The 12,375-nt window shown below is 53.5% G+C and carries 13 protein-coding genes; 5 read left to right on the plus strand and 8 right to left on the minus strand.

The genetic code is table 11. The annotated features are described in order from the left end of the window. Window positions 1-22: 22 nt before the first annotated feature. Together degQ and degS are read left to right on the plus strand one after the other, a co-directional pair. Entirely contained in the window at window positions 23-1,393 is a 1,371-nt protein-coding gene (gene degQ / locus ACCW76_RS05370) for a serine endoprotease DegQ (protein ID WP_058961870.1), read from the plus strand. Window positions 1,394-1,479: 86 nt separating this feature from the next. Continuing rightward, window positions 1,480-2,559 (plus strand): outer membrane-stress sensor serine endopeptidase DegS, encoded by a 1,080-nt coding sequence (gene degS, locus ACCW76_RS05375; protein ID WP_038649525.1) that lies wholly within the window; start codon window positions 1,480-1,482, stop codon window positions 2,557-2,559. Between the two features lie 68 nt (window positions 2,560-2,627). On the opposite strand, the gene epmA is transcribed toward degS, so the two are convergent. The 4 genes from epmA to efp all read right to left on the minus strand — a co-directional run bounded on the left by epmA (window position 2,628) and on the right by efp (window position 4,760). Next, window positions 2,628-3,605: an elongation factor P--(R)-beta-lysine ligase gene (epmA, locus tag ACCW76_RS05380; protein ID WP_436337961.1), complete on the minus strand. Its 978-nt coding sequence runs from the start codon at window positions 3,603-3,605 to the stop codon at window positions 2,628-2,630. Window positions 3,606-3,764: 159 nt separating this feature from the next. Continuing rightward, window positions 3,765-3,899, minus strand: a complete 135-nt coding sequence (locus ACCW76_RS05385) for an entericidin A/B family lipoprotein (RefSeq protein ID WP_038649531.1) — start codon at window positions 3,897-3,899, stop codon at window positions 3,765-3,767. Window positions 3,900-4,003: 104 nt separating this feature from the next. Beyond that, entirely contained in the window at window positions 4,004-4,138 is a 135-nt protein-coding gene (locus ACCW76_RS05390; protein ID WP_034826667.1) for an entericidin A/B family lipoprotein, read from the minus strand. A gap of 55 nt (window positions 4,139-4,193) precedes the next feature. Then, a complete protein-coding gene (gene efp / locus ACCW76_RS05395; protein ID WP_034826669.1) occupies window positions 4,194-4,760 on the minus strand; it encodes an elongation factor P in 567 nt (188 codons plus the stop codon). 41 nt (window positions 4,761-4,801) lie between these two features. On the opposite strand from efp, the gene epmB reads away from it, so the two are divergent. Then, window positions 4,802-5,830, plus strand: coding sequence for an EF-P beta-lysylation protein EpmB (gene epmB, locus ACCW76_RS05400; protein WP_436337962.1), 1,029 nt, complete (start codon window positions 4,802-4,804; stop codon window positions 5,828-5,830). Between the two features lie 70 nt (window positions 5,831-5,900). Here epmB and ACCW76_RS05405 read toward each other — a convergent pair whose 3' ends face one another. From ACCW76_RS05405 to ACCW76_RS05420, 4 genes are all read right to left on the minus strand, one after another. Further along, the gene (locus ACCW76_RS05405) at window positions 5,901-6,248 is read right to left on the minus strand and encodes a DUF4156 domain-containing protein (protein WP_034826674.1); all 348 of its coding nucleotides are present in this window, start codon (window positions 6,246-6,248) and stop codon (window positions 5,901-5,903) included. 198 nt (window positions 6,249-6,446) lie between these two features. Further along, the gene (groL, locus tag ACCW76_RS05410; protein WP_436337963.1) at window positions 6,447-8,099 is read right to left on the minus strand and encodes a chaperonin GroEL; all 1,653 of its coding nucleotides are present in this window, start codon (window positions 8,097-8,099) and stop codon (window positions 6,447-6,449) included. A gap of 45 nt (window positions 8,100-8,144) precedes the next feature. After that, the gene (locus ACCW76_RS05415; RefSeq protein WP_021507766.1) at window positions 8,145-8,438 is read right to left on the minus strand and encodes a co-chaperone GroES; all 294 of its coding nucleotides are present in this window, start codon (window positions 8,436-8,438) and stop codon (window positions 8,145-8,147) included. A gap of 195 nt (window positions 8,439-8,633) precedes the next feature. Further along, entirely contained in the window at window positions 8,634-9,086 is a 453-nt protein-coding gene (locus ACCW76_RS05420) for an FxsA family protein (protein WP_097119018.1), read from the minus strand. Window positions 9,087-9,461: 375 nt separating this feature from the next. On the opposite strand from ACCW76_RS05420, the gene aspA reads away from it, so the two are divergent. Further along, complete coding sequence (gene aspA / locus ACCW76_RS05425) at window positions 9,462-10,898, plus strand: aspartate ammonia-lyase (RefSeq protein WP_007886584.1); 1,437 nt, start codon at window positions 9,462-9,464, stop codon at window positions 10,896-10,898. Window positions 10,899-11,015: 117 nt separating this feature from the next. After that, entirely contained in the window at window positions 11,016-12,317 is a 1,302-nt protein-coding gene (locus ACCW76_RS05430; protein WP_038649549.1) for an anaerobic C4-dicarboxylate transporter, read from the plus strand. The last annotated feature ends 58 nt before the right edge of the window (window positions 12,318-12,375 follow it).

Raw genomic sequence — 12,375 nt, forward strand, 5'->3', positions numbered from 1 at the left:
TCGCAGCGAGAGCGTTGTAGCAATGAAAAAACAAGCACGACTGTTAAGCGCATTAGCCTTGAGTATTGGGATGAGTCTGGCGGCAACGCCTGGCGCGATGGCGACGCTGCCCGCACAGGTGCAGGGACAAGCACTGCCGAGTCTGGCACCCATGCTGGAAAAAGTTCTGCCCGCGGTCGTTAGCGTGCATGTCGAAGGCACCGACAGCGGCCAGCAGGCACAGGATATTCCTGAACCGTTGAAGCGCTTCTTTGGCCAGGCACCGGGACAATCCCAGCCGCAACCGTTTGAGGGCCTTGGTTCAGGTGTCATCATTGATGCGGCTAAAGGTTACATTCTCACCAACAATCACGTGGTAAACGGTGCCGATAAAATCAGCGTCCAGCTCAGCGATGGCAATGAATATGATGCCAAGCTGATTGGCCATGATGAGCAAACCGATATCGCGCTGATCCAGGTTGAAGGCGCTAAAAATCTGACGCAGGTGAAAATCGCCGACTCCGACTCACTGAAAGTGGGCGATTTTGCCGTGGCTATCGGTAACCCCTTCGGTCTTGGCCAAACGGCCACCTCCGGCATTATTTCGGCGTTGGGCCGCAGCGGGTTGAACCTTGAAGGCCTGGAAAACTTCATCCAGACCGATGCAGCGATCAACCGGGGTAACTCTGGCGGTGCGCTGGTGAACCTGAATGGCGAGCTGATTGGTATCAACACCGCGATTCTGGCCTCCAGTGGCGGCAACATCGGTATCGGCTTCGCTATCCCAAGCAATATGGCGATGAACCTCGCGCAGCAGCTGATTCAGTCTGGTGAAGTGAAGCGTGGTCAGTTGGGCATTAAAGGCACCGAAATGACGCCTGACATCGCCAAAGCCTTTAACGTTGACGCGCAGCGCGGTGCCTTTGTTTCTGAAGTGCTGCCTAATTCAGCGGCGCAGAAAGCGGGCATTAAAGCGGGCGACATCATCACCTCCATCAATGACAAAGCGATCACCAGCTTTGCCGAGCTGCGCGTAAAAGTGGGCACCACCCCACCGGGTCAGCAGGTGAAAATTGGTCTGCTGCGTGAAGGCAAACCGGTGACCGTGACCGTGACGCTGGAACAGAGCGCGCAAACCACCGCCAGCGCCCAGCTGATGTCTCCGGCGTTACAAGGTGCCACCTTGAGCGATGGTGCCTCTAAAGCCGGTGATAAAGGCGTGAAAGTGGATGCCATCGAAAAAGGCACGCCAGCGGAGCAGGCAGGTTTGCAGAAAGATGATGTGATTGTCGGTGTGAACCGCGATCGCGTGACCTCGCTGGCTGAAATGCGTAAAGCGCTGGAAAGTAAACCCGCGATCCTGGCACTGAACGTGGTGCGCGGCGACGAGAGCATTTACTTACTTATGCGATAATCCTCGCAACAGGCGGACAAGCAGGTGTTTGTCCGCCTTTCTCATGTTATTCTGCCCAGCGATCCCAGCTTTCCTGAAATAACACCATGTTTCTTAAACTTTTGCGTTCTGTGGTGATGGGCCTGATCGTAGCGGGTTTGCTGCTGGTTGCGATTCCTGCGCTGCGTATGAGCAGCAACGTCACCTTTGATCATGACAACAGTGATGATGAATCCCCCGTGAGTTTCAATCAGGGGGTGCGCCGCGCTGTGCCTGCGGTGGTCAACGTCTACAACCGCAGTGCCCATGGCAACAACAATCGCGGTATTACCACGCTGGGTTCTGGCGTGATCATGAACGTGAAAGGCTACATTCTCACGAACAAGCATGTGATTAATAACGCCGACCAGATCATCGTGGCGTTGCAGGATGGCCGCTTCTTTGAAGCCACTTTAGTGGGTTCAGATGCGATGACCGATTTAGCGGTGCTGAAGATCAGCGCCACTAACCTGCCGGTGATTCCGATCAACGCGAACCGTATCGCACATATCGGCGATGTGGTGATGGCGATTGGTAACCCCTACAACCTCGGGCAGACCGTCACTCAAGGCATTATCAGTGCCACCGGGCGCGTTGGCTTAAGCTCATCGGGTCGTCAAAATTTCCTGCAGACCGATGCATCCATCAATCAGGGCAACTCAGGCGGTGCGCTGATTAACTCGCTCGGCGAACTGATGGGCATTAACACCCTGACATTCGATAAAAGCAATGATGGCGAAACGCCGGAAGGGATTGGCTTTGCGATTCCAACCGCGTTGGCAACCAAGATCATGGATAAGTTGATTCGTGACGGTCGGGTCATTCGTGGTTATATCGGCATTACCGGCCGTGAGCTGCCGCCGCTACACGGTCAGGGCAGCAGTCTGGATCGTGCACAGGGTATTATCGTCAGTGAGGTTACGCCAGGCGGGCCAGCCGATCAGGCAGGGATTCAAGCCAATGATGTGCTTTTACAGGTGAACGGCAAACCGGCGCTGTCGGCGCAGGAAACCATGGATCAGGTCGCCGAGATTCGTCCAGGATCGGTGATTCAGGTGCAGGTTCTGCGTAACGAACAGAAGATGATGCTGCCGGTCACTATTCAGGAGTTTCCAGAGGCACCTGCCGCTCCCACGACACAGCAGTAACGATGAAATGAACAGCGGCGCAATATGCGCCGCTGTTGTCTGAATCACCCTATCCCGAGCAAGAATAATTAGCTACGATCCACCGGGAAGGCAATCACGTCGCTTAATGCATTGGCTTTCAACGCCAGCATAATCAAACGATCCACACCCAACGCCACACCTGAACAAGCAGGCATGCCATGTGCCAGCGCATCCAGCAGGTTGGTATCAATCGGATGCTGCGGTAAGCCACGCGCTGCACGGCGACGATTATCCTGCTCAAAGCGCTGACGCTGTTCGCGGCTATCGGTTAACTCGCGGAAGCCGTTAGCCAGCTCCACGCCTTTGTAATACACCTCGAAACGCTCCGCGACGCGATGATCCTCAGTGCTGATTTCGGCCAATGCCGCCTGACTGGCCGGGAAGTGATACACGAAGCACGGTTTGTCGTTACCAATCTTCGGTTCAACACCCAGCATAAACAGCAGCTGCAACAAGGTATCGCGGTCTTCTTCACGATTCGCCAGTTCACCCTCACCCAACTTCGTCGCGGCTTCACGCAGCTGCGTTTTATCCGCTGACAAAGGATCAAGTTCCAGATGGCGAATAAACGCCTGCTGATACGATAAAGATTCGGCGCTATCGCACTCCAGCACCTGCTGTATCAGATCATCGACTTCATTCATCAGGCGATACATATCGTAGTGAGGACGATACCACTCCAGCATGGTGAACTCTGGATTATGATGACGACCTGCCTCCTCATTACGGAAGCAACGCCCCATCTGATAGATCGGGCCACTGCCCGCCGCCAGCAGGCGCTTCATATGATATTCCGGGCTGGTCATCAGCCACAGATCGCGCCCTTCCGCTGCGCCTGGACCCACAAAGCGCGTCTGGAACGGGACCAGATGGATATCCGTGATGGTCGCCTGGCTCATTGCCGGGGTATCGACCTCCAGCACGCCGCGATCGGCAAAGAAACGACGAATCTCCGCCAAAATAGCGGCGCGTTTCAACAAATTGGCAATGGGTGCGCTCGGCTGCCAGCTTGCCGTTTCGCTCATGTTGGTGACTCCTTATACAGATAAGGGGGAGAAGTCTACCCGTATTGGCTACGGCAAACAACGGCGTGACGGGATCGAAGGCGTTAGCGGTGCTTTTTCAGACAAAGAAAGAGGGAATCAGGAAATCCGGTACGAAATCGGGTTTCGCACCGGTTTGGATCACTGTGCGCTGCGCTGAATCGCTTTGCCACCGGCCTGAACGTCCTCGCCAACACCACGGGTGGTGTTGCAGGCGGTCAACACAGAGGAAAGCACCAGAACAGAAAGAATCGCGACAATACTTTTCTTTAACATAGCCATATCCTTGTTGGTTGCAGTAAAAGTACAGCCATTCAAGCATAGACCTTATACACGACCTTGCTGGCTAAGCCGCTGAGAAAAGGCGGCACCCTCGCAATTTATTTATCAGCTGCGCGTGAAATGGCACCGCCCAAATGGGAGACGTCTTCACCAAAGCCGTGGAAAGTGTTGCAGGCACTTAAAGCAGAAGAGACCAGCAACGCAAAAACAGCCAATTTCGCCATCTTTTTCATTATTCTGAACTCATAAAGGAAAAAGGCGCATCGAGTGATGCGCCTGATTTGGCAATTATTTTACGCGCGAAACGTATTCGCCAGAGCGGGTGTCAACTTTAACCACTTCGCCAATCTGCACGAACAGTGGAACTTTGATCACTGCGCCAGTAGACAGGGTCGCTGGCTTGCCGCCGGTACCGGCAGTATCACCTTTCAGACCTGGATCTGTTTCGATGACTTCTGCTTCGATGAAGTTCGGTGGCTGAACAGCGATCGCTTTATCGTTCCACAGGGTAACGATACAATCCGCATTGTCCTGCAACCATTTGGTCACGTCGTCCAGCACTTTAGATTCGATCTGATACTGCTCGAAAGACTCTGGGTGCATGAAGTAATAGAAGTCGCCGTCGTTGTAAGAGTACTGCAGCGTCATATCACGAACGTCTGCGCCTTCGGCAGAGTCGGTAGATTTGAAGGTCTTCTCAACGCGAGAACCGGTCAGCAGACGACGCATTTTAACGCGTGCAAATGCCTGGCCTTTACCCGGTTTAACGAACTCACTGGCTTCGATGGCATATGGCTCGCCTTCGAACATGATTTTAAGACCGGGACGGAAATCGTTGCTAAGATAAGTCGCCATAAAGGCCCTCTGTAAATATTGAACTGGTAATAGCCAAAAAAATGGCAAACATTGTAACCCTAAATCCCCCCATCAGAGAAGATTGGTTGCAGCAACTTGCTGATGTTGTCACCGATCCTACTGAATTACTGCGACTTTTATCTCTCGAACAACATGCGGATTTGGCCGCAGGCAACGATGCGCGCAAGCTTTTTGCGCTGCGCGTGCCGCGTGCCTTTATTCAGCGCATGACGCCAGGCGATGCAAACGACCCCCTTTTGCTGCAGGTGGTGACCAGCCGTCAGGAGTTTGTTGATGCGCCAGGTTACAGCACTGACCCGCTGGATGAGCAAAGTAGCGTGGTGCCCGGTTTATTGCATAAGTATCGCAACCGTGCGTTGTTGCTGGTGAAAGGTGGCTGTGCGGTTAACTGCCGCTACTGCTTCCGCCGCCATTTCCCCTATCAGGATAATCAGGGCAATAAGCGCAACTGGCAGGCGGCGATTGATTACATCGCTGAGCATCCAGAGCTGGATGAGATTATCTTCTCGGGTGGCGATCCGTTGATGGCCAAAGACCATGAGCTGGCGTGGCTGGTCGGCGCGCTGGAGAAAATCCCGCACCTGAAGCGTCTGCGCATTCATAGCCGCCTCCCGGTGGTGATCCCCGCACGTATTACCGAAGGGTTATGCCAGATTCTGGCCGAAACGCGCCTGCAAGTGCTGATGGTGAGCCATATCAACCACGCGCAAGAGATTGACGATGAGCTGCACTACGGCATGCAGATGCTAAAACGTGCGGGCGTCACTTTACTTAATCAAAGCGTGCTGCTGCGCGGTATCAATGATGATGCACAAGCGCTGGCTAACCTGAGCAACGCGTTGTTTGATGCTGGCATTCTGCCCTATTACCTGCACGTGCTGGATAAAGTACAGGGCGCGGCGCATTTCTTTGTGTCGGATGATGAAGCCCGTGCGCTAGTGCGCCAGTTGTTAACCATGGTATCGGGTTATATGGTGCCGAAGTTGGCGCGCGAGATTGGTGGTGAGCCGAGCAAAACACCGCTGGATTTACAGCTACGTCAGGAATAACCGCCGCGCGAGACATTGCGCCCACAAAAAAAGCCGCATCAGCGGCTTTTTTTACATCTCTTTCATGCCATTACGGGCACTTATACACCTGACCAGACATTTTGCTGTCAAGCGGTGCGAAAGCTGAGAGCAGGTTCTGCGTTGGGCTGGTTGCACCGTAAATCACGTTGCCACCCATCTCTGCCGCGCGGTTACGCAGGTCATTGGCTGCGCCACGCAAAGAACTGCCTTCACCGCCTGATCCGCTCAACCAGTTGCTCTGTGAGCCGGTGACATTGCCCAGCAGCTGACATTGGCTTCCAGGCTGTTGGTCAACGAAAGTGACACGCTGTCCGCCGGAACTTAGTTGATTGGAGCTGCTGCAGCCCGCTAACAGTAAAGTCCCTACCGCCAGTCCGAGCAAGAGGTTAATCCGCATTGTAATCCCCATTTATTATCATCAGTGTCGGGCGGCAGCGTAGCAGAAAAGCGCACTTTTTTTCTGAACATTCATTGCCCTAAACCCGCAAAGCCGAAGTATTGCGCTCATACTTATACCTTGTTCGCCACCAAAAGAAAAACCCCCGACCGTTTCCGATCGAGGGTTTTTCACATGACTTAAGCAGTCAGGGGCAAATTACATCATGCCGCCCATTCCGCCCATGCCACCCATGCCGCCAGCGCCACCTAAATCAGGAGCATCGCCTTTTGGCAGGTCAGTGACCATCGCTTCGGTGGTGATCATCAGACCCGCAACAGAAGACGCGTACTGCAGAGCAGAACGGGTTACTTTGGTTGGGTCCAGGATACCGAAGTCGATCATGTTGCCGTATTCTTCAGTCTGTGCGTTGTAGCCGTAGTTGCCGTCGCCCGCTTTCACGTTGTTAGCAACAACAGATGGCTCTTCACCGGCGTTAGAAACGATCTGACGCAGTGGAGCTTCCATTGCGCGCAGCGCAACTTTGATACCCACGTTCTGATCTTCGTTCTGGCCTTTCAGGCCAGAAGCAGCGATTTTCGCTGCAACGCGAACCAGTGCAACACCACCACCAGCAACCACGCCTTCTTCTACCGCAGCACGGGTAGCGTGCAGGGCATCTTCAACGCGTGCTTTCTTCTCTTTCATTTCAACTTCAGTGGCTGCGCCCACTTTCAGAACGGCTACGCCGCCTGCCAGTTTCGCTACGCGCTCCTGCAGTTTTTCTTTGTCGTAATCAGAAGTTGCTTCTTCGATCTGCTGACGGATCTGAGTAACACGGCCCTGAATTGCGCCCTGGTCGCCCACACCATCGATGATGGTAGAAGTATCTTTGTTGATCACAACACGCTTAGCCTGACCCAGATCTTCCAGAGTCGCTTTTTCCAGCTCCATACCGATCTCTTCAGAGATTACGGTACCGCCGGTCAGGATTGCGATATCCTGCAGCATTGCTTTACGACGGTCGCCGAAGCCAGGTGCTTTAACCGCAGCCACTTTCACGATACCGCGCATGGTGTTAACCACCAGTGTTGCCAGTGCTTCGCCTTCAACATCTTCAGCGATGATCAGCAGTGGTTTACCGGCTTTCGCAACCGCTTCCAGTACTGGCAGCAGTTCACGGATGTTAGAGATCTTCTTGTCAGCCAGCAGGATAAACGGTGCATCCAGTTCGATTGCGCCGGTTTCTGGCTTGTTGATGAAGTAAGGAGACAGGTAGCCACGGTCGAACTGCATACCTTCAACCACGTCCAGCTCGTCTTGCAGGCCGGTGCCTTCTTCAACGGTGATAACGCCTTCTTTGCCAACTTTATCCATCGCTTTAGCAATCAGGGTACCTACTGACTCATCAGAGTTAGCAGAGATGGTACCAACCTGAGCAATGGCTTTAGTATCCTGGCAAGGAACAGACAGCGCTTTCAGCTCTTCAACGGCTGCAGCAACGGCTTTATCGATACCGCGCTTCAGGTCCATTGGGTTCATGCCAGCAGCAACAGCTTTCAGGCCTTCGTTCACGATAGACTGAGCCAGAACGGTTGCAGTGGTGGTGCCGTCGCCCGCAGCGTCGTTCGCTTTAGAGGCCACTTCTTTCACCATCTGTGCACCCATGTTTTCGAACTTGTCTTCCAGCTCGATTTCACGCGCAACAGAAACACCATCTTTGGTGATGGTCGGTGCACCAAAAGATTTATCCAGAACCACGTTACGGCCTTTCGGGCCCAGGGTAACTTTTACTGCATCTGCCAGTACGTTCACGCCACGCAGCATTTTTACGCGCGCGTCATTACCGAATTTTACGTCTTTAGCTGCCATTTCAAATATCCCTTAAATTCGTTTCGTTCAGTGAATTACGCGTAATTACGCTTCGACAATCGCCAGGATGTCGCTTTCAGAGATGATCAGAACTTCTTCGTTATCGATCTTCTCAGTTTTGGCACCGTAGCCTTCGCTGAAGATAACCAGATCGCCAACTTTCACGTCCAGCGGCTTAACATCACCGTTTTCCAGGATGCGGCCATTACCCACAGCCAGAACTTCACCACGGGTTGATTTGCCAGCTGCAGAGCCGGTCAGAACGATACCGCCAGCAGATTTAGCTTCAACTTCTTTACGCTTGACGATAACGCGATCGTGCAACGGACGAATTTTCATTTGGTAGCTCTCCTTTGAGAAGTCCAATCATTCAGTTTTTTGGGTTGAACCGGACTGCATGGCTTCCGGCCTCGTGGAGAGAGAGATAGGGTCACTAAAAAGGGCTTTCAAGGGGCAAAAAATAAAAAATTTTCGTTTTTGTAACCATTGACGAAAAAGACAGCAAAAAGGGCGACTCTCGCCGCCCTTCTCTTCTTAACGATCTTTATCGTGCCCGATTTGATCCTGATCTTTACGCTCGTATTCACCATCCATGGTATAGCCACTGTCCGGCCCTGCGCCGGGTCCACGCCACACACGCAGATGCGGCATTAATTTCAGCGTCAGATGCTTCTGCACCGGAGGCAGCAGCAGCAACAAACCGAGGAAGTCAGTAAAGAAGCCCGGTAACAGCAGTAAGAAGCCCGAAATGATCAGTGAAACGCTTTTGGTCATCTCCGCCGCTGGGCTTTCATTGCGCGCCAGCTTCTCCTGCATCAGACGGAAGTTCTTCATACCCTGGTTCTTCACCAGCGACACACCGATGCACGAGGTGAAGATCACCAGTAGCATGGTGAGCAGCACGCCGAGGGCATGTGCAACCTGAATGAAAATTGAGATCTCAATCCAGGCCAGAACAAAAAAAATCACGAACGGTATCCAGCGCACCGATATCTCCTGTGAGTAGGGCTGCCTCGCTTCTTGCCAGGCAGCAGAAAGGGATGGTCTGTCTGACCGTATTGATAGAGATGGGCATCTCAACCCGTGATTTCAACCGATCCTGCCAAATTTTTCCCACTGACTTAAAATTGCGAACTACATCACATATCGTTATTACCGCTGGGCCAGTAAATGCCCGTAAAGTGATCTGTGCACAAACAATTCTGTAACAACAGAATATGATCGTGCCCGCCAGCCCGAAGATGGATAATATGTCGGCACTGGTATTCCACGACAATATAATTGCTTCACCTGCACAGTGATTGTCGCCCGACCATCCCGGTCGCCCGGCAGTGACACCGCAGAAATAATAAGAAGGTAATCATGGCGAACAACATTCGTATCGAAGAAGACCTGTTAGGCATGCGCGAAGTCCCGGCAGACGCTTACTACGGTGTTCATACTCTGCGTGCGATTGAAAACTTCTACATTAGTAACAACAAAATCAGTGACATACCGGAGTTTGTCCGCGGTATGGTGATGGTAAAAAAAGCAGCCGCGCTCGCCAACAAAGAGCTGCAAACAATCCCTCGCAACATCGCAAACACCATTATTCAGGCCTGTGATGAAGTGCTGAATAACGGTAAATGCATGGATCAGTTCCCGGTTGACGTCTACCAGGGCGGCGCGGGTACCTCGGTCAACATGAACACCAATGAAGTGCTGGCGAACATCGGCCTGGAGCTGATGGGCCACCAGAAAGGTGAATACCAGTACCTTAACCCGAACGATCACGTGAACAAGTGTCAGTCCACCAACGACGCTTATCCTACCGGTTTCCGTATCGCGGTTTACGCCTCCATCCTGAAATTGCTGGATGGCATTAGCCAACTGAGCGAAGGCTTCCAGCGTAAAGCGGTCGAGTTCGAAAATATCCTCAAGATGGGTCGTACCCAGCTTCAGGATGCGGTACCGATGACGCTGGGCCAGGAGTTCCACGCGTTTAACGTGCTGCTGAATGAAGAAACCCGCAGCATTCTGCGCACGGCTGAACTGCTGCTGGAAGTAAACCTGGGCGCCACAGCAATCGGGACTCGCCTCAACACGCCGGATGGTTACCAGCAACTGGCGGTTCAGCGTCTGGCGGAAGTCAGTAATCTGCCAGTGGTACCTGCAGAAGACCTGATTGAAGCGACGTCCGACTGCGGTGCTTACGTGATGGTGCACTCCGCGCTGAAACGTCTGGCGGTGAAACTGTCGAAGATCTGTAACGACCTGCGCCTGCTCTCTTCCGGGCCACGTGCAGGTCTGAACGAAATCAACCTGCCAGAACTGCAGGCCGGTTCGTCAATCATGCCAGCCAAAGTGAACCCGGTAGTGCCAGAAGTGGTGAACCAGGTGTGCTTCAAGGTTATCGGCAACGACATTACCGTGACCATGGCGTCCGAAGCGGGTCAGCTGCAGCTGAACGTGATGGAACCGGTGATTGGCCAGGCGCTGTTCGAATCGATCAGCATTCTGACCAACGCCTGCTTCAACCTGCTGGAAAAATGCGTCAACGGCATCACGGCTAACAAAGCCGTATGTGAAGCTTACGTGTTCAACTCCATCGGTATCGTCACTTATCTCAACCCGTATATCGGCCACCATAATGGCGATATCGTCGGCAAGATTTGTGCGGAAACCGGTAAGAGCGTGCGTGAAGTGGTGCTGGAGCGCGGGTTGCTAACCGAAGCGGAACTGGATGACATATTCTCGATTCAGAACCTGATGCATCCGACCTACAAAGCCAAACGCTACACTGACGAAAACGAACAGTAATCCGTTCCGGATCAAGTCGCAAAAAAGCACGCTTGTATACACTACGGCGTGCTTTTTTCTTATTGGCGGCTACAACTTTAAGAGTCAGGATCTCCCCCCGACTCAGGAGCGGAACGAATGGTGGTAGTGGAATTACTGATTGTCCTGCTTGCAATCTGGCTTGGTGCGCGTTTAGGCGGCATTGGGATTGGATTTGCTGGCGGTTTAGGTGTGCTGGTGCTAACGCTGTTCTGCGGCATGAAACCGGGTGCGATTCCTTTTGATGTGATCGAAATTATCATGGCGGTGATCGCCGCGATAGCCGCCATGCAGATTGCGGGCGGGCTCGATTACATGGTCGGCCTGGCGGAACGCCTGCTGCGCCGCCATCCACGTTACGTCACCTTCCTCGCGCCACTCGTCACCTATGTCATGACGCTGCTGGCGGGTACCGGACACACTGCGTTCTCGACGCTCCCCGTCATCGCCGAAGTGGCTAAAGAGCAAGGTGTACGCCCTTCACGCCCATTGTCGATTGCGGTGGTCGCCTCACAAATCGCCATTACCGCTTCACCGCTTTCTGCGGCGGTGGTGTTCTTCGCCTCAATTCTTGAACCACGCGGCGTCAGCTACCTGGCGCTGCTGGGCGTATCGATTCCAGCCACGATGGCCGCGATATTCTGTGCCGCCGTGATTACCAGCTTTCTCGGTAAAGAGTTAAAGGATGATGAGGTTTACCAGGCGCGACTCGCCAAAGGCGAAGTCACCCTGCGAGGCGAGCGCGTTTATGAGATAAAACCCGGAGCCAAGCGTGCCGTGCTGCTGTTCCTGATCGGCATCGCAGCAGTGGTGCTCTACGCCACGGCCATCAGCGACAGCGTTGGGCTGATCAGCAACCCAGTGCTGCCTCGTAACGAAGCGATTGTGGTGTTTATGCTCACCGTTGCCACACTGATTTGCCTAACCTGCAAAGTCGATACTGGCGAAATCCTTAGCGCCAGTACTTTCAAATCCGGCATGAGTGCCTGCATCTGCGTGATGGGCGTCGCATGGCTGGGCGATACCTTTGTCAAAGCCCACCTGGCGGACATCCAGACTGCAGCTGGCGATATGTTGCAGAGCTACCCGTGGATGCTGGCGTTGATATTGTTCTTCGCTGCTACCCTGCTCTATTCACAGGCAGCGACCACCAAGGCGTTGATGCCTGCGGCACTGATGCTCGGCGTTTCCCCGCTGGCCGCAGTCGCTTCCTTTGCCGCGGTTTCGGCACTGTTCGTGTTGCCGACCTATCCCACCTTATTGGCAGCAGTAGAAATGGATGACACCGGTTCGACCCGAATCGGCAAGTTTGTGTTTAATCACTCCTTTATCATTCCCGGCGTGTTGGCGATTGCCTTCTCCGTGGCGTTTGGCTTCCTGTTTGGGAGCCTGATTCTGTAGCGCCGTTACATCCTGAAAACCTCGTGGCGAGGCGGCCGTGCTATCATCGCGGCTCATT

It is taken from the genome of Pantoea sp. C8B4 (assembly GCF_051336905.1).
Classification (GTDB): Bacteria; Pseudomonadota; Gammaproteobacteria; order Enterobacterales; family Enterobacteriaceae; genus Pantoea; species Pantoea rwandensis_B.